The sequence below is a fragment of the Nonomuraea sp. NPDC049695 genome (genome assembly GCF_040674955.1).
GTDB lineage: Bacteria > Actinomycetota > Actinomycetes > Streptosporangiales > Streptosporangiaceae > Nonomuraea > Nonomuraea helvata.
On sequence record NZ_JBFANV010000095.1, the window covers coordinates 22,338 to 39,101 of the forward strand.

The following is a 16,764-nucleotide window of genomic DNA, read 5'->3' on the forward strand; positions in this document are numbered from 1 at the left end:
AACGTCCAGTCTTGTGGCACGCTAAAGCTACAACAGTTGCGATTGGATTTCCATCCGGTGAGCCGCACCAGACCGACCAGCGAAGGGCCGCACATGTTCACCATGATCGACGGGGGCTCGCCGTACGGCATCGCCGCCGGGCCGGACGGCGCGCTCTGGTTCACGCTCGTCCACGAGGGGCGCGTCGGCAGGGTGTCGCCCGGCCGGGAGCCCGTGATCCATCAGCTCGATCCGGCGGACGGGCAGCCGAGCGTGATCACGCCGGGAGCCGACGGGGCGATGTGGTTCACGGAGGGGAAGGGCGGCCGGGTCTGCCGGATCACCGCCGACGGGAAGGTGACCTCCTACGAGGCCGACTCGCCGTACGGGATCGCCGCGGGGCCGGACGGGGCCATGTGGTTCACCCAGATGCAGAGCGGCAGGATCGGGCGCATCGGGCCCGGTGGAGAGCGGGCGGAGTTCGAGGTGCCGGTGGAGGGCGGGATGCCCGCCTTCATCACCGCCGGGCCGGACGACGCGCTCTGGTTCACCATCAACCAGGGCAACGCCATCGGGCGCGTCTCGCTGACGGGTCAGGTCACCGTTCACCCGCTCCCGACCGAGGGCGCCGCCCCGGTGGGGATCACGCTGGGGCCGGACGGGGCGCTCTGGTTCGTGGAGATCGGGGCGGGTCAGGTGGGCCGGATCGACGTTTCCGGAAAAATCACCGAATATCCGCTTCCTGATCGGGTCGCGCGACCGCACGCGATCATCACCGGCCCCGACGGTGCCCTCTGGTTCACCGAATGGGCCGCCGACCGCCTCGGCCGCATCACCACCGACGGCGCCATCGAAGAGCACCCGCTCCCGCCCCTGCCGGCCGAGCTCGGGAAAGAGGGGAAGGCCGAGCCTCATGGGCTGACGATCGGGCCCGACGGGGCGATCTGGGTGGCCCTGGAGGCGGGCGCCCTGGCCCGGCTGGGGTGACACGAGGAGGTTGCGGCCACCGCCGGATGACGCGAGGCGATTACGGCCGCCGCCGGGTGACGCGAGGCGGTTGCGGCCGGTGGCCCCGGCCAGGTGGTGGGCGGTGACTGTGGCCCCCGGTTCGGACCGGGGCGCCGACGGCGGCTGCGGCCGGTCGCCCGCACCGGGTGGCCGACGGCGGCTGTGGGCGCGGCCCGGATCGGGGTGCGGACGGCGGTCGGAGTGCCGGGGCGACCCTAGGTGGGAATGATCCGGGAGGCGGGGAGTTGACTAAGGGTATGCATGCCATCATCGTCTCCGCCCAGGGCGGCCCAGAGGTTCTCGAATACGTCGAGCGGCCCGACCCGGTTCCCGGCGCAGGGGAAATCGTGGTCGACGTCGCGGCCAGCGGTGTCAACTTCATCGACATCTACCACCGCTCCGGCGCGTACCCGCTCGAATTGCCCACCCCCATCGGCTCCGAGGGCGCGGGCACGGTCTCCGCGGTCGGCCCCGGGGTGGAGGGGGTGGCCGTGGGCGACACCGTGGCCTGGGTCAACGTTCTGGGGAGCTACGCCGAGAAGGCCGTCATCCCGGCCGATCGGGTGGTGCCGGTGCCCGACGGCGTCCCGGCGGACGTGGCGGCGGCGGCGATGCTCCAGGGGATGACGGCCCACTTCCTCACCCACTCCACGCACGAGGTGCGGGAAGGGGACGAGGTGCTCGTCCACGCCGGAGCCGGCGGCATGGGACAGCTGCTCATCCAGCTCGCCAAGCTCAAGGGCGCCAAGGTCCACACCACCGTCTCCACCGCCGAGAAGGAGAAGCTGGCCCGGGCAGCTGGGGCCGACGAGGTGCTGCGGTACGACGACTTCGCGGCGGCGCTACGCAACAAGATCGACGTCGTGTACGACGGTGTGGGAAGGGCCACGTTCGACGGCGGACTGGAGGTGCTGCGACCGCGCGGCCTCATGGTCCTGTACGGCGCCGCGAGCGGCCCCGTCCCCCCGCTCGATCCCCAGAGCCTCAACAAGCACGGCTCGCTCTTCCTCACCAGACCCTCGCTCGTCCACCACGTAGCCGACCGCGCCGAGCTGCTCCAGCGCGCCTCCGACCTGTTCGGGTGGCTCGCGGCCGGGCAGCTCACCATCAACGTGTCCCACCGCTACCCGCTGGCCGAGGCGCGGCAGGCGCACGAGGACCTGGCGGCCCGCCGTACGACAGGGAAACTCCTCCTCATACCCTGACCGCATGGACATCGCAGGATCAGTCTGGTCGTTCGCCGCCGTAGTGGCTCTGCTCACGCTCACCCCCGGCCTCGACACGGCGCTCATCCTGCGTACGTCGGTGCTGGCGGGCAGGCGGCCGGCCTGGGGCGTGACGCTGGGCATCCAGCTCGGCACGCTCACCTGGGGCGTGGTCACCGCGGCGGGGCTGTCGGCGCTCCTGTCCGCCTCCCGGCTCGGCTACGAGATCCTGCGCTGGGCCGGGGTCGCGTACCTGGTGTGGATGGGCCTGCGCATGATCCTGGCCAGGCAGCCGGAGCACGACGAGCCGGAGCAGGCGGTGCGGTTCATGGGCGGGTTCACCCGGGGGCTGGTCACGAACCTGCTCAACCCCAAGGTCGGGGCGTTCTACGTGGCCGTGCTGCCGCAGTTCATCCCGGAGGGCGCGCCGCACGCGGTCATGGGGCTGCTGCTGGCCGGCGTGCACGTGGCCGAAGGGCTGCTGTGGAGCGCGGTGCTGATCGGGTTCGCGTCGTTGATGAGCGGCTTCCTGCGCACGCCCAAAGTGCGGCGCGTCCTCGATCGCCTGACCGGCGTGGTCATCGTCGGCTTCGGCATCCGGCTCGCCGTCACGGACTGAAGCCTCGCCCTGACGGACTGAAGCTCCGCCGGCCCCCACGCCGCCCTCCGGTGAAAGGCGGATGGCTTTGCTTCCGGGACTCGGCAAGGAGAGGGTGGAGTGTGTGGAGACGGCGTTCGTGCTCGGTGGCGGGGGTGTGCTCGGCGCTCACGAGGTGGGCATGCTGCAGGCCCTCGACGAGGCCGGCATCGGCCCCGACCTCGTGGTGGGCACGTCGGTCGGCGCGCTGAACGGGGCGGTCATCGCCGCCGCCCCTTCCGAGGCGGTCGCCCGGCTGGTGTCGTTGTGGCGCTCCGACGTCGTACGTACGGCCTTCGCCGGTTCCTGGGTGGCCCGGCTGTCCACGCTGGCCAGGACCGGCACCCATCTGCACTCGATCGGGCCGTTGCGCGAGGTCCTGAGCGAGACCGTGCCGGTTTCCCGGATCGAGGAGCTGGAGGTGCCCTTCCAGTGCGTGGCGGCCTCGGTCGAGCGGGCCGCGGCCCACTGGTTCGCGGAAGGGCCGCTGGTGGACGCGGTGCTGGCGTCGTGCGCGGTGCCCGGGCTGCTGCCGCCCGTCGTGATCGGCGGCGAGCACTTCTACGACGGAGGGCTGGTGCACAGCATCCCCGTCGGGCGGGCCGTACGCCTCGGAGCCAAGCGCGTCTTCGTCCTGCACGTCGGCCGGATCGAACGGCCGCTGGCCCCGCCCAAGCGGTTCTGGGAGGTCGGCATGGTGGCGTTCGAGATCGCGCGCAGGCACCGGTTCGCCGAGGACATGTCCAGCCTGCCGCCGGGGGTGGAGGTGCACGTGCTGCCCGCAGGCGTGACCCAGCCGCTGTCCACGCTGGGCTACCGCGACGTCTCGCAGATCTCCGCCTGCATCGAGCGGGCCTACCTCGCCTCTTCGCACTATCTGCGGAACAGAGGAGGATGAAGGGTAGACCGTTCCGGGGAGGCCACAGTGCTCCCACCGCGTATCCTGCGCCGGCTCGTGCTGGCGCCTCTGGTCATCGTCATGACCGTGTTCATGCTGGTGACGCTGCCGTTCTGGCTCGTCGTCACGGCGGCTGCCTCGCTGCGCCTGCCACCGCCGCAGCGCAGGGGGCTGAGGTTCGTCTGGTTCGGCACGGCGTGGCTGACGCTGGAGTCGGCCGTGCTGATCGCCTGCCTGTGGCTGTGGGTGGCGGGCGGGGCCCGGGGCCAGGAGCGGCACTACGCGCTGATCAGGTGGTTCCTGTCCGAGGTGTACGCGGCGGCGGTGCGGATCTTCCAGCTGACCCTGGAGATCCAGGAGCCCGAGCCGACCGCCGAGGAGCAGGCCGCCCGGCTGACGCGGCCGGTGATCGTGCTGGCGCGGCACGCGGGGCCCGGCGACTCCTTTTTGCTGATTTATCACCTTCTAGCGATCTATGGGCGGCGGCCGCGCATCGTCATGAAGGCCGCACTCCAGTACGACCCCTCGCTGGACGTGGTGATCAACCGGCTGCCGAACGCGTTCGTCCCCCGCGAGTCAGGGCAGCAGCGGGTCGTCGAGGAGATCCGCCGCCTCGCCGCCACGATGAGCGACCAGGACGCCCTGGTGATCTTCCCTGAGGGCGGCAACTTCACCCCACGCCGCCGCCGGCTGGCCATCCGGCGCCTGGAGGAGAAGGGGCTGGCCGAGGAGGCTGAGCGGGCGCGCGGCATGGACCATCTGCTGCCGCCCCGGCCGAAGGGCGCCATCACGGCCCTCGAGGGGTGCCCGACGGCGGACGTCATCTTCGTCGCGCACACCGGACTCGACGACCTCATCACGTTGGGGGACGTCTGGCGCAAGCTGCCCGTCAGCGCTCACATCACCGCCAAGTGGTGGCGGGTGCCGGCTGCCGAGGTGCCGCGGGAGCGGGATGAGCGGGTGCGGTGGCTGTACGACCACTGGGAGCAGATCGACGCCTGGATCGACGCGCAGCGCCGGGCCCGCACCCCCGCCGAACACCCGGCGCCCGGCCCGGGTTAGCTTCCCGGCCGGCTTGCGCTCCTTGTCGTCACCGCCGCACTTCGGTGCGGGTCCCTTGGAGGGAGAGCCGCGCGAAAGGCAGCAGCTCAGCCGACCGGGCAGAGGTCCCATGGAGGGATCGCGAAGGCGGCGCGCAAAGGCCCCTTGGAGGGATCGCGAAGGCGGCGCGCAAAGGCCGAAGGCGCGCAAGGCGGATGCTCGGCAGAGCCGCGCGGCGCCACCGAGAGCGGCCTGTGGCCCCGGCGGTTGGTCAGGCGGTCGGCGCTCCCGGGGGCAGGAACGGGACGTCCGGCGGGCCGTGCTCGATGAGGCGGAGCAGCGCGTCCGTATCGAGGTGCCGCTCCACCAGGTCGCCGAGCGCGTCGAGCCGCTCCTCCCTGAGCCCCGCGAAGTCCGTGTCCGGAGCCGGTACGAAGTCGCGCCCGGCGCGCGCGGCCACGTCGGCCAGGAAGGCCCGGCGGAAGCCGTCGTTCTCCAGGGCGCCGTGCCAGGTGGTGCCCCAGACGTTCCCGTCCCGGCAGCCGTCGAGGAACGGCTCGCCCCCGTCCACCGAGGCCACCCCGTGGTGGATCTCGTACGCGCGCACCGGCTCCCCGTATGCCGTGCCTTCCGGCCGCCCGAGCCGCTTCTCCTTCGCGAACTCGACGCGTACCGGCAGCCTGCCCAGCCCTTCGACCTTCCCCTCCCCCGACTCCACCTCGTCCACGATCTCCCGCCCGAGCATCTGGAACCCGCCGCAGATCCCCAGCACGGGCCCCGCCCGGTCCGTGATCGCCGCCGCCAGCCCTCGCTCGCGCAGCCACGCCAGGTCGCTGACCGTGGCCCGGGAGCCCGGCAGCACCACCAGGTCGGCGTCGTCCAGTTCGACCGGGTCGGTCACGAAGCGCACCACGACCCCCGGCTCGGCGGCCAGGGCGTCCACGTCGGTGAAGTTCGAGATCCGGGGCAGCCGCACGACCGCCACCCGGAGGGTCTGCCTCCCGTACGGCTCGCGCACCGCGACCCTGCGGCCGTCCAGGGCCAGCGAGTCCTCGACGTCCAGCCAGAGCCCGTCGAGCCAGGGCAGGACGCCGTAGACCTCGCGGCCCGTCAGCCGCTTGAGCATGTCGAGTCCGGGCTCGAGGAGCTCGCGGGCGCCCCGGAACTTGTTGACGACAAATCCGGAAATGTGGGATTGGTCGGCGGCGTCCAGCAGGCCCACCGTGCCGTAGAACGCGGCGAACACCCCTCCCCTGTCGATGTCGCCGACCACGATCACGGGCAGGTTCGCGGCCCTGGCCAGGCCCATGTTGGCGATGTCGCCGCGACGCAGGTTGATCTCGGCGGGGCTGCCCGCGCCCTCGCAGACCACCACGTCGTACCGTTTCCTGAGCCTCTCCAGCGCCTCCAGGGCCGTGGTGCGGAGGAGGTCCTTGAGCGCGCCGTACTCCATCGCGTCCACGTCCGCCACCGGGCTGCCCATGAGGACGACCTGGCTGCGGCGGTCGCTGCCCGGCTTGAGGAGGACGGGGTTCATGTCGGCCGCCGGCTCCAGGTAGGCGGCCTGCGCCTGCATCGCCTGCGCGCGGCCGATCTCGGCGCCCTCCGCGGTGACGTACGAGTTGAGCGACATGTTCTGGGCCTTGAAGGGCGCGACGCGCACGCCCCTGCGGGCCAGCCACCGGCAGATGCCGGCGGTCACCACGCTCTTGCCCGCATCGGATGTGGTACCCGCGACCAGCAACCCGCCTCTGACCATGCGATCACCGTATCGGAGCGTTCACGGTCATAGGCTGGCCGCATGCCCGCCTCGGACCTGCCCATCTGCCGCACCTGCGGTGTCCAGTACGCCGAGCCGCGCCCCGACTGCCCGATCTGCGAGGACGAGCGCCAGTACGTCGGCTGGGACGGCCAGCAGTGGACCACCATGGCGGGGCTGGCCGCCGAGGGTCATCGGGGCCGGGTCGAGGAGGAGGGCCCCGATGTGATCGGCATCGGCACCTCCCCGCCCACGGCGATCGGCCAGCGCGCCCTGCTCGTCCGCACGCCCGAGGGCAACGTGCTCTGGGACATGGTCTCGTACGTGGACGACGACCTGGTCGCGCAGGTCGAGGAGCTGGGCGGGCTGACGGCCATCGCCATCAGCCACCCGCACTTCTACGGCTCCATGATCGAGTGGGCCCGGGCCTTCGACGCCCCCGTGTACATCCACGCTTCCGACAGGCAGTGGGTGGCCAGGCCGGACGACGCGGTGGTCTTCTGGGAGGGCGACACGCACCGGCTGTCCGAGGACCTCACCTTGATCAACGCGGGCGTGCACTTCGAGGGCGGCCAGGTGCTGCACTCGTCAGCCAAGAACGCGCTGTTCTCGGGAGACATCCTCGCGGTCGTCCAGGACCGGCGCTGGGTGAGCTTCATGTACAGCTACCCCAACTACATCCCCGAACGTCCGCACGTCGTGCGCCGTGCCCTGGACCTGCTGGAGCCGTACGGGTTCGAGAGGGTTTACGGGGGTTGGTGGAAGCGCGTCGTGTACACGGACGGCACGGAGGCCGTCCGCCGCTCGGCCGAGCGCTACCTGACCTTCGCCGAGGACAGGTGAGCGCGGCTCAGCTCCCGCCCTCGCGGCGCCTCTCTTCCTGACCGCCGCTCTCGCCACGGCCGCCGCTGCCGCCGTAGCCCCCGCTCTCACCCTGGCCGCCGCCGTAGCGGCGCTGCACCGCGTCGGCGCCCTTCGAGATGTGCTCGTCGTACTTGTGGCCGGTGCGCTCCTTGGCGATCCGCTCGGCCCGGTCCAGCAGCTGGTCCGCCTGCTTGGAGTGCCCTCTGGCCAGGTTCTCGGCCTTCTTCAGCCACTCCCCGATGCGGCTCATGGTCTTCCCCTTCCTTTCGAGTACGATCGCTCGCTCCCTACCCCCGCATCCAGCACATTCACGGCAGCGGCGGAGGCGATCTGTCGGCGCGGCCCCGTACCATGCGGCGCATGACCACGCACGGCTTCACTCTCACCGCCGAGGGTCCGTTCGACTTCGGCGCCTCGCTCCGCTTCGTCGAGGACTGGCCGGCCACCAGCGCGCTGCCGTCCGACGGGCGGGCGCTGCGCTTCGCCTACTGCGCCGAGTCCGACTGGCTGCCGATCGGCGTGCGGGTGAGCGCCGCGCCGGGTGGCGTGGACGTCGCCACCACCCGTCCGGCCGGGCCGGGCATCCGGGGTGAGGTGGCACGCATTCTCTCCCTCGACGTCGACGGCACCGGTTTCGCCGCGCTCGGCGAGAGCGACCCGGTCCTCGGCGACGTGCAGCGTCACTCCCCCGGCCTGCGCCCGGTCTGCTTCTGGAGCCCGTGGGAGGCCGCGTGCTGGGCGGTGATCGTGCAGCGCTCCTCGATGCTCATCGCCTCCCGGATCAAGCAGCGCATCGCCGACCGCTACGGCGCGCAGGTCACCCTGGACGGGCGGACGTACGCGGCCTTCCCCCCGCCCGTGACGCTGCTGGAGGCAGGCGGCCTCGGCCTGCCCGCGCAGAAGGAGGAGTGGCTGCGCGCTCTCGCCCAGGCCGCGCTCGACGGCGTGCTCACCTCCGAGCACCTGCGCGCGCTCGACCCGCAGGAGGCCCTCGCCGAGCTGCGCGCCCTGCCGGGTGTCGGGCCGTTCTCCGCGGGCCTGATCCTGATCCGCGGCGCGGGCGCCCCCGACGCGTTCCCCGGCGACGAGCCGCGGCTGTTCGCCATCCTGCGCGAGGCGTACGGCCTGCCCGAGGACGCGCCCCCGGCCGCGTACCGGAAGCTGGCCGACGCCTGGCGGCCCTACCGCTCCTGGGCCTCCTTCCTGTTCCGGGCGACCGCCTACGGCGTCACGGACGATCAGGAACGCACGCCGGCCCGGTGAGACGGGGCTCCGACGCGATCCCGCCGACTCCCGCCGCGGACGGTCGCGGCATAGTAGTGGGGGCCGGCGGCATCCCATCGACGGAGAAGGGCAGATGGACAACCACATCTACGTCACCCGCACGCTGACCGACGCCGCCATGGCGAAGGTTCGCGAGCTCAACCGTCCCGTGATCGTCGGCGGGGAGGAGCCGCCCGACCGGGCCACGCTGCTGCGCGACGTGGCGGGCGCGGGGGCGGTGGTGTGCACGCTGACCGAGCGGATCGACGCGGAGGTGCTCGACGCCGCGGGGCCCGGCCTGCGCGTCGTCGCGAACACGGCCGTCGGCTACGACAACATCGACGTGGCCGCGGCCACCGCGCGGGGCGTCCGGGTGACCAACACCCCCGGGGTCCTCGACGGCGCGACGGCCGACCTGGCCTTCGCGCTGATCCTCGCCGCCTCCCGCCGCGTGCTCGACGGCGACCGGCTGATCCGCGAAGGGACTCCCTGGATATGGGGGCCGCGGATGATGCTCGGCATCGACCTCAGCGCGGGCGCGACCCTCGGCGTGGTCGGGTACGGCCGGATCGGGCGGGCGGTGGCCCGTCGCGCGCGGGCGTTCGACATGTCCGTGCTGGCCACGCCCACGTCCTCGCCGCTCACGGACGAGGACCGCCTGGGCGTCGAGTTCGTCGCGCTGCCGGAGCTCCTCGAGCGCAGCGACGTGGTGAGCCTGCACTGCCCGCTGACGCCCGAGACCCGCCACCTCATCGACGCGGCCGCGCTGCGCCGCATGAAGCCCACCGCGGTCCTGGTCAACACCGCGAGGGGCGGCATCGTCGACGAGCAGGCCCTGATCGAGGCGCTGCGGTCGGGGGCGCTCGCCGCGGCCGGGCTGGACGTGTTCGAGGGCGAGCCGCGGGTCGATCCCGAGCTGGCCAAGCTCCCCAACACCGTGCTCACGCCGCACATCGGCAGCGCGGGGACGGCGACGCGCGAGCGCATGTGCGGCCTGTCGGTGGCCAACGCGGCCGCCGTGCTCGCCGGGGGCGCCCCGCTCACGCCGGTGAACTGAGGGACGACAAGGGGTTGCCGTAGTCGCGCGAGTGCACGATGAGCCCGTCCCGGACCGTGATGATCATGACGTACGTGCTGGAGAACGGCTGGCCCGTGGCGGTGATGGACCCGTGCAGGGTGTACTCGGCCACCACCACGTCCGGGTCGGCGGTCTCCAGCAGGTTGATCACTTCCGCGCGCTCGAAGCGCCGGAGACCGGCCACCGCCTCGAGCCTGTCGCGCAGGTGATCGCTGCCTGCCGAGCGGGTGGGCACTCCGGGCGGCGCGAACGGGATCTCGATGACGACGTCCGGCGCGTACAGGGCCACCATCGCGGCGTGGTCGTTGGCCACCGAGGCCTCGATCAGCCGCGCGACGACCTCCTTGGCGGCGGGCGGCCCCGAAGGGACGGGAGCGGCCGCAGGGACAGGAGCGGCGGCAGGGACGGCGGCGAGCATCGCCGCCAGTTCGGGCAGCAGGCCGACGGCTTCTGCGGCGCCCACGGCGTTGGGATAGTCGAGGTAGGAGACCACGGCGCCGTCGCGGACGCGGATCACCCCGAGGGAGGAGGCGAACCGGAACGGCGCGCCACTGTCACGCACGCTGCCCGTGGGCTCGAACTCGACGACGGCCACCTCCGGGTCGGTGCTCTCATAGACGGTGGCACGGACGTCGTCGAAACGCAGCAGCTGCGCGATGCCACGGGAGGCACCCTGCTTCATGTGCTCACGGATGACCTGCGCGCCTTCGAACCGGCGGGGCTGCCCGGGCATGCCGAACCGCAGCTCGTAGACGGCGTCGTCGGCGAACACGGCGGCGAAGGCGTCGGCGTCTCTTCGCGCCAGGGCTTGACGCAGGTGCTCGATGACCGCATGGAGGTTCTCGGACAAGGCGAATCTCCTCTGAGGAAGGAACCGGGATAGAATCGGAACGCGCGCCCCGGTTTCGTGGCCGACAATACGGAACGCACGCCCCGCTTGTCTACCCGAATGGAGGACTCCCCCGATGACGCCGGACAAGCCGCTGCGCGCGGACGCCCGCCGCAACCGCGCCCGCGTGCTGCAAGCCGCCGAGGCCGTGTTCTCGGCCGAGGGCCTGGCGGTGCCGCTGGACGAGATCGCCCGGCGCGCAGGCGTCGGCGCCGGAACGGTCTACCGGCACTTCCCCACGAAGGAGGCGCTGTTCGAGGCCGTGATCCACGAGCGGATCGAGCAGTTCGCCGAGGAGGCCCGCGCGCTGTCGGCGGCCGAGCGGCCTGGAGAGGCGTTCACCGCGTTCCTGACCCGCCTGGTCGATCAGGCCATGCTCAACAAGGCGCTGTGCGACGCGCTGGAGGCCGCGGGGTCGCCCGTCAAGCCGCCCGACGACAGCAGCCGGCGTGACATCTGGGCCGCCTTCGGCACTCTCCTGGCCGCCGCCCAGCGCGACGGCACCGTCCGTACCGACATCGACCTCTCCGACCTGCGGGCCCTGCTGTCGGGCGCGCTCGCCATGGAGCGCCACGCCCGCGACGGCGACCGCCCGTCGGGCCGGATGACCGAACTCCTCCTGGATGCCCTGCACGCCCGGCGGTGACGACATCCCTCGTGAAGCGGGGTTTCTGTCCCTTCTGTTCGGAAAGTGGGAGTGCGTCCGGAGCTTCCGGGGGACACGACCAGAAAGGCTTAGACATGAGCGCCAAGGACAAGCTCCGCCACAAGGCGGAGGAGCTCAAGGGCCGGGCGAAGAAGAACGTCGGGGACGCCACCGACGACGAACGGATGCAGTCCAAGGGGCGCGCCGAGCAGACCAAGGGCAGCATGAAGCAGGCCGGCGAGAAGATCAAGGACGCCGGCAAGAAGGTCAAGGGCGCCTTCAAGAAGTGACGGTCGCTCAGGGTATGGATCCGCCCTCGTGTCTCATGGCGCGAGGGCGGACCGCTGGTCGGCCTGTCAGCGACGGAAAGCTCCGTGAGACGTCGTACTGGCCCGGCGTGCCCGACGAGGAGGGCGGCGCCAAGATCAACAGCATGTACGGCTCCGTCGCCTGACCATGCGGCCCCTGGTCACCGGTCCCGCCGGGAGACGGTGAGCATGTGGCTGCTGACTCCGAGCAGCGACGGCACGGATTCCAGCGAACGCTGGGCCTCGAGCAGGAGCGCCCGGCGTGCCGGGTCGTCGAGCCAGTCGTCGACGTCGCCGTACAGCCCGAACGCCCCCTGCAGCCCGTACCGCTCGACCTCGGGGAACCCGGCGTCGGCGAACTCCCCGGGAACCTCCTCCGGGTCGTGGAAGTAGCCGGTGAAACCGCGTGCGGGAGAGAGCATGATGCCGTCCGCCATGGCCGCGTGTGCGGCCTCCCGCTGCCGTTCGTCCAGGTAAGCACCCGTGTAGACCGTGTCGTGCACGGCCGCGTAGCGGCTGATGGTCGCGGCCGCCACCAGACCGCCGGGTCGTACGGCACGACGGGCCTCCGCCAGGGCCCGCACCCGGTCGGCCCGCTCCTGGAGGTGGTAGAGCGGGCCGAGCAGCAGGACCGCGTCCACGCTCGCGTCCGGCACGGGCAGCCGCCGCGCGTCGCCCAGCCGCGCGGTCACCCCGGTCAGCTCCCCGGCGCGCGCCACGTGGAGCGGGATCGGGTCCAGCAACTCGACCTCGTAGCCGTCGGCGCTCAGCCACTCGGCGTGCGCACCGGGGCCGCCGCCCACGTCCAGCACCCGGGCGGGTGGCGGCGGCAGCGTGCGGCGCAGCACGTCCTGCGTGCGCCAGAACTCCAGCCGGTTGCGCCCCTCGCGAAGCCGGGCGTGCTCTCTGTCCTGCTCGTAGTAGGCGTGCAGCTCCCGTGTCACCGTCATACCTGATCTTGGCGGGCTGCCCGCCCGGCTCTCAAACGGTTTACGTACGGGGGTCAAGTTCTCACCGCCGCCATGCGCGCCTTGTGAGCCCGTCGCGGGGATCCGCCTAACGTGACTGGATGGAGACACCGGATGGGGCTGACATCGCCGAAGTGAGCACGTACGTCATAGGTGAGTGCGCGCGGTTCGGCACGCGGCTGCGGACGCTGACCCGACGGCTCGGTCACGCCCCGGCGGTAGCGGCCGAACGTGAGGAGCTGACGCAGGCCATCGCCTACGTCAACGCCGCCCTGGCCGATCTGCTCGTCACCGTTCACCCGGTCCAGCACGAGGACCTGCAGCAAGTACTGAGCGCCAACGGCCACCGCCACCCGTCCCGTGACTGCGCTCCCCGGGAGCCCGCCGACGCCGGCGCGTCCGGCGCGGCCACCCGCCAGCACCCGTCGGTCCGCGACCTGCCATGGGTGGCCACGGCTTGACGGGAAGTTGGCGCGCAGCCGTCACTCCAGCACGTTTCGGCGGCCGTCACCGGGCACGGAGCAGAATAGGCCCACCGGCGTACACCGGCGAGGCCGCCCGACGGAGGGAGCCCGCCATGGCCGCGCAAGAGGATGTGATCGAGGTCCTGGTCACCGATCACCGCGAGGTCGAGCAGTTGTTCGGCGAACTCGAGCAGATGGTCGGCAGCATCGGCGAGCAGGCCAAGACGCTGGCGGAAAAGGTGGTCATCGAGCTGGTCAGGCACTCGATCGCCGAGGAGCAGTACTTGTATCCAGCCGTGCGCGAGCACGTGCCCGGCGGCGACAAGCTGGCCGATCAGGAGATCTCCGAGCACGCCGAGGCCGAGCGGACGATGAAGCGGCTGGAAGGGCTGGAGCCCGGCGAAAGGGAGTTCTGGCCGACCATGGAGCTCCTGATGAGCCAGATCAGGAACCACGTCCGGGAGGAGGAGAACGACCTGTTCCCCCGGCTGCGCCAGGCCTGCTCGCCTGAGCAGCTGACCGAGCTGGGCGGCAAGGTCGAGGCGGCCAAGAAGCTGGCGCCGACCCGCCCGCACCCCCTGGCGCCCGACACCCCGCCCGCCGACAAGCTGCTGGCACCGGGAACCGGGCTCGTGGACCGTATCCGCGACGCCATCACCGGCCGGGGACGCTCCTGACCCGCAGATCGCTCAACAGAAATGACCGAATCCAGCGGAACCGAGCGCATGCTGGTCGCCCTGCTCGAGGCCAGCCACACGAGCACGCTGGAGCGCCTGCCGGCGCTGGCCACCGAGTACGGTGCGCACGCCGGTCTCGGCGAGGTGGCGATCTACCTCGCCGACCTGCAGCAGATGACATTGCGCCGGCTGCGCTCCCCCGACGCGCGTGACCAGCCCGCCGAGGAGCTGCGCGTGGACGGCACCCTGGGGGGACGGGCCTTCCAGGAGATGCGCTTCCTGCCGCAGAGCGGGGAGCACGGCGAGCGCCACTGGTGGGTCCCGCTGCTGGACGGCACCGAACGGCTGGGACTGCTGCGGATCCGCAGCGACGCGGACGACGTCCCACCGGCCGCCGTCCACCTGGCCAGCCTGGTCGCGCTCCTGGTCGTCAGCCAGCGCTCGCAGAGCGACGAGTACCAACGCCTGCTGCGTTCGCGGCCGATGAACGTGGCCGCGGAGATGCAGTGGCAACTGCTCCCCCCGCTGACCTTCGCCACCCCGGAAGTGACCGTGGGCGCCGTGATCGAACCCGCCTACGAGGTGGGCGGCGACGTGTTCGACTACGCCCTGTACGGCGACACCCTTCATCTGGCCGTCTTCGACGCGATGGGCCACGACGTCTCGGCGGGCCTGACGGCCAACCTGGCCATGGCCGCCAGCCGCAACCACCGCCGCCAGGACATGGACCTCACCGCCAACAGCCACGCCATCGAACGCGTGCTGATCAGCGAATTCGGCCGGGGCACCCGGTTCGTGACCGCCGTCATGGCCGACCTGAACCTGCGCACCGGCCTGCTCACCTGGATCAACCGCGGCCACCCGCTGCCGGTGCTGATCCGCGGCGGCCGCTGGGTCACCACGTTGACGTGCCCGCCCGCCCACCCTCTCGGCCTGGACCTCGGCATTCCCGTCACCGTCTGCCAGGAGCAGCTGGAGCCGGGCGATCGGCTGCTGCTGTACACCGACGGCATCGTCGAAGCCGGTGCCGCCCAGGGCCACGAGTTCGGGCTCGCGCGGTTCGTTGACTTCATCATCCGCCACAGCAGCTCCAGCCTGCCCGTCCCGGAGACGCTGCGCCGGCTGGTCAAGAGCATCCTCGACTACCACGACGGCGAGCTGCACGACGACGCCACCGTGGTGGTGACCGAATGGCAGGGTTTCGCCGGATCGGCTCTCCCGGAGGGAAGATCATGAGTGACGCGTACGACCAGGTGGCGATCGTCACCGGGGCGGACTCCGGCATCGGCAAGGCCACCGCCGTGGCCCTCGCCGAGCAGGGGTTCGACGTGGGCATCACGTACCACAGGGATCGCGAGGGCGCTGAGGACACGGCGGCCCAGGTACGCGGTCTCGGCCAGGTGCCGGCGGTGCGCAGGCACGACCTGACCGATCCCGAACGGGCGTCGGCGGTCGTCGACGAGCTGGCCGAGGAGCTGGGCGGGGTCGGCGTGCTGGTCAACAACGCCGGCACCGGCACGAGCGAGCCGCTGCTCGAGATGGGCTACGAACGCTGGCGCTCCGTCCTGGCGGTGGACCTCGACGGGGCGTTCCTGTGCGCGCAGCGGGCCGCCAGGCGCATGGTCGCGTCGGGCAGGGGCGGCCGCATCGTCAACGTCACCAGCGTGCACGAGGAGTACCCGAGGGTGGGGGCGGGGCCGTACTGCGCGGCCAAGGGCGGACTGCGCATGCTCAGCCGGGTCCTGGCACTGGAGCTGGCGGAGTACGGCATCACCGTGAACTCCGTGGCCCCCGGCGAGATCGCCACCCCGATGACCGGGCAGGAGGACCTGCCGCCGCAGCCCGGCACCAGGCCCGGCTACCCCGTCCCCCGGCCCGGGGACGCCCGCGAGGTGGCCGCGGTCGTGGCCTTCCTCGCGAGCCCGTCCTCGTCCTATGTCACCGGGACGACCGTGTTCGTCGACGGCGGGCTGGGGCTGATGGGGCCGCAGGCGGCCGGCGCGCTCGACTCCGGCGACTGGCGTACCGGTTGAAGCGCTCCCAGGGCGGCCGGTCAGCGCTCGCAGCGCACCGGATAGCCGGCCTGGGCCGTGGGTTTGTTGTGGTTCAGGACCTCGATCCTGACCGTCCCGTCGGTCCTGGCCGGCCGGCTCCAGCTCCAGGCCTGGATGCCGAGGACGCCGCTCTCCGGGATCTTGTGGGTGAAGGTCTCCCGATCCTGGCCGTCGATCACCCACTTGTAGGTGACCTCCGTCCCCGGCGCCGCCCTGAACTCGCCGAAGGCGGTCATGTACGGGTCGGCCACGCAGTCCCCGTAGTACCCCATGGGCTCGATCTGGGTGATCTGAACCGTGCCCGGGGAGGGCTCGGCCGGCACGCACGCCCAGCTGTAGGGCTCCTGCTTGGCGGGCTTGTTCTGGTTGAGGATCTCCAGGCGGACCACGCCGGTGCCGCCCGACTTGGCGTAGCTGTACCAGAAGTCGCCGATCCTGCTCCGGACACCCGGCTTGAGCTGGGCGGTCCTGAGCGTGCCCGGCGTGCCGTCGACGACGAGCCGGTACTTGACCTCCGCCTCGCGATCCGTCGTGACCATCGCGTCGGCCCGCAGGCCGAACGGGCCGTCGCACCGGCCGTGGAAGTGGGACGTCAGCATGTACTCGACGGTCAGCCTGGCGTCGCCGCCGCCGTCGGCGCAGGTGAGGGTGAACGTGCGCTCCGCCGGCTCGGCGGGGCCGCCTTCGGCCATGAGACCGAGGGTGTGGGTGCCGTTCCTGCTGGAGTCGAGGCTCCAGGCGGCGGACACCTCACGCGTGCGGGGCTGATCGCCGGCGGGGAAGTCGACGGCCTGCTCCCTCCACTTTGACCCGTCGAGGATCCACCAGTACGTGACCTTCCGCGCCGGACCGGCAGGAAGCGAGATGCGACCGGTCGCCTGGTACGCGATGGGCTCCACGCAGGTGCCCTCGTAGTCGCCCGGGATGACGTCGACGATCTCGCCCACCGTCTTTACCCCGGCCAGCGCGCCGGTGGTGAGCTGGCGGCCCTGGCCGGTCAGGTACTCCTTGGCCTGCGCGGCGAGC

At 71.8% G+C, this 16,764-nt stretch carries 20 protein-coding genes; 15 read left to right on the forward strand and 5 right to left on the reverse strand.

Translation table 11 applies throughout. The annotated features are described in order from the left end of the window. The first annotated feature begins 57 nt into the window (after positions 1-57). From AB0J64_RS47055 to AB0J64_RS47075, 5 genes are all read left to right on the forward strand, one after another. Complete coding sequence (locus AB0J64_RS47055; RefSeq protein ID WP_364042706.1) at positions 58-966, forward strand: virginiamycin B lyase; 909 nt, start codon at positions 58-60, stop codon at positions 964-966. Positions 967-1,244: 278 nt separating this feature from the next. Next, entirely contained in the window at positions 1,245-2,192 is a 948-nt protein-coding gene (locus AB0J64_RS47060) for a quinone oxidoreductase (RefSeq protein ID WP_364042708.1), read from the forward strand. A gap of 4 nt (positions 2,193-2,196) precedes the next feature. Next, positions 2,197-2,811: a LysE family translocator gene (locus AB0J64_RS47065; protein ID WP_364042710.1), complete on the forward strand. Its 615-nt coding sequence runs from the start codon at positions 2,197-2,199 to the stop codon at positions 2,809-2,811. 61 nt (positions 2,812-2,872) lie between these two features. Then, positions 2,873-3,727, forward strand: coding sequence for a patatin-like phospholipase family protein (locus AB0J64_RS47070; RefSeq protein ID WP_364042712.1), 855 nt, complete (start codon positions 2,873-2,875; stop codon positions 3,725-3,727). 27 nt (positions 3,728-3,754) lie between these two features. Beyond that, positions 3,755-4,789: a 1-acyl-sn-glycerol-3-phosphate acyltransferase gene (locus AB0J64_RS47075; protein WP_364042714.1), complete on the forward strand. Its 1,035-nt coding sequence runs from the start codon at positions 3,755-3,757 to the stop codon at positions 4,787-4,789. 250 nt (positions 4,790-5,039) lie between these two features. Here AB0J64_RS47075 and AB0J64_RS47080 read toward each other — a convergent pair whose 3' ends face one another. Further along, on the reverse strand, positions 5,040-6,527 hold the full coding sequence (locus tag AB0J64_RS47080; RefSeq protein ID WP_364042716.1) for a cobyric acid synthase: 1,488 nt from the start codon (positions 6,525-6,527) through the stop codon (positions 5,040-5,042). Between the two features lie 42 nt (positions 6,528-6,569). Here AB0J64_RS47080 and AB0J64_RS47085 point away from each other — a divergent pair, with 42 nt between their 5' ends. After that, a complete protein-coding gene (locus AB0J64_RS47085) occupies positions 6,570-7,370 on the forward strand; it encodes an MBL fold metallo-hydrolase (protein ID WP_364042718.1) in 801 nt (266 codons plus the stop codon). A gap of 7 nt (positions 7,371-7,377) precedes the next feature. Here AB0J64_RS47085 and AB0J64_RS47090 read toward each other — a convergent pair whose 3' ends face one another. Continuing rightward, entirely contained in the window at positions 7,378-7,641 is a 264-nt protein-coding gene (locus AB0J64_RS47090; RefSeq protein WP_364042720.1) for an antitoxin, read from the reverse strand. A 110-nt stretch (positions 7,642-7,751) separates the two neighbouring features. Between AB0J64_RS47090 and AB0J64_RS47095 the strand changes: the two genes are divergently transcribed. Together AB0J64_RS47095 and AB0J64_RS47100 are read left to right on the forward strand one after the other, a co-directional pair. Next, positions 7,752-8,654 carry a hypothetical protein gene (locus AB0J64_RS47095; RefSeq protein ID WP_364042722.1) on the forward strand — a complete coding sequence of 301 codons (903 nt, stop codon included), beginning with the start codon at positions 7,752-7,754 and terminating at the stop codon, positions 8,652-8,654. Positions 8,655-8,748: 94 nt separating this feature from the next. After that, on the forward strand, positions 8,749-9,711 hold the full coding sequence (locus AB0J64_RS47100) for a D-glycerate dehydrogenase (protein ID WP_364042724.1): 963 nt from the start codon (positions 8,749-8,751) through the stop codon (positions 9,709-9,711). Here AB0J64_RS47100 and AB0J64_RS47105 read toward each other — a convergent pair. Further along, positions 9,695-10,582 carry a nuclear transport factor 2 family protein gene (locus tag AB0J64_RS47105; protein WP_364042726.1) on the reverse strand — a complete coding sequence of 296 codons (888 nt, stop codon included), beginning with the start codon at positions 10,580-10,582 and terminating at the stop codon, positions 9,695-9,697. The two genes, AB0J64_RS47100 and AB0J64_RS47105, sit on opposite strands and share 17 nt — an antisense overlap. A 115-nt stretch (positions 10,583-10,697) precedes the next feature. Between AB0J64_RS47105 and AB0J64_RS47110 the strand changes: the two genes are divergently transcribed. The 3 genes from AB0J64_RS47110 to AB0J64_RS47120 all read left to right on the forward strand — a co-directional run bounded on the left by AB0J64_RS47110 (position 10,698) and on the right by AB0J64_RS47120 (position 11,721). Next, positions 10,698-11,267, forward strand: a complete 570-nt coding sequence (locus tag AB0J64_RS47110; protein ID WP_364042728.1) for a helix-turn-helix domain-containing protein — start codon at positions 10,698-10,700, stop codon at positions 11,265-11,267. 95 nt (positions 11,268-11,362) lie between these two features. Continuing rightward, positions 11,363-11,557, forward strand: coding sequence for a CsbD family protein (locus AB0J64_RS47115; RefSeq protein WP_364042730.1), 195 nt, complete (start codon positions 11,363-11,365; stop codon positions 11,555-11,557). Positions 11,558-11,592: 35 nt separating this feature from the next. Further along, positions 11,593-11,721 (forward strand): hypothetical protein, encoded by a 129-nt coding sequence (locus AB0J64_RS47120; RefSeq protein ID WP_364042732.1) that lies wholly within the window; start codon positions 11,593-11,595, stop codon positions 11,719-11,721. Positions 11,722-11,736: 15 nt separating this feature from the next. On the opposite strand, the gene AB0J64_RS47125 is transcribed toward AB0J64_RS47120, so the two are convergent. Beyond that, a complete protein-coding gene (locus AB0J64_RS47125) occupies positions 11,737-12,525 on the reverse strand; it encodes a methyltransferase domain-containing protein (protein WP_364042734.1) in 789 nt (262 codons plus the stop codon). Between the two features lie 119 nt (positions 12,526-12,644). On the opposite strand from AB0J64_RS47125, the gene AB0J64_RS47130 reads away from it, so the two are divergent. The 4 genes from AB0J64_RS47130 (at position 12,645) to AB0J64_RS47145 (ending at position 15,717) form a co-directional block, all read left to right on the forward strand. Then, positions 12,645-13,004 carry a hypothetical protein gene (locus AB0J64_RS47130; protein ID WP_364042736.1) on the forward strand — a complete coding sequence of 120 codons (360 nt, stop codon included), beginning with the start codon at positions 12,645-12,647 and terminating at the stop codon, positions 13,002-13,004. A 116-nt stretch (positions 13,005-13,120) separates the two neighbouring features. Next, complete coding sequence (locus AB0J64_RS47135) at positions 13,121-13,684, forward strand: hemerythrin domain-containing protein (protein ID WP_364042738.1); 564 nt, start codon at positions 13,121-13,123, stop codon at positions 13,682-13,684. Positions 13,685-13,705: 21 nt separating this feature from the next. Further along, a complete protein-coding gene (locus AB0J64_RS47140; protein ID WP_364042740.1) occupies positions 13,706-14,920 on the forward strand; it encodes a PP2C family protein-serine/threonine phosphatase in 1,215 nt (404 codons plus the stop codon). Next, complete coding sequence (locus tag AB0J64_RS47145) at positions 14,917-15,717, forward strand: SDR family oxidoreductase (protein WP_364042742.1); 801 nt, start codon at positions 14,917-14,919, stop codon at positions 15,715-15,717. Before AB0J64_RS47140 ends, AB0J64_RS47145 begins: the two co-directional genes overlap by 4 nt. 20 nt (positions 15,718-15,737) lie before the next feature. Here the strand turns inward: AB0J64_RS47145 and AB0J64_RS47150 are convergent. Beyond that, positions 15,738-16,764: hypothetical protein (locus AB0J64_RS47150; RefSeq protein ID WP_364042744.1), on the reverse strand; the 1,027-nt coding region annotated here is incomplete at its 5' end.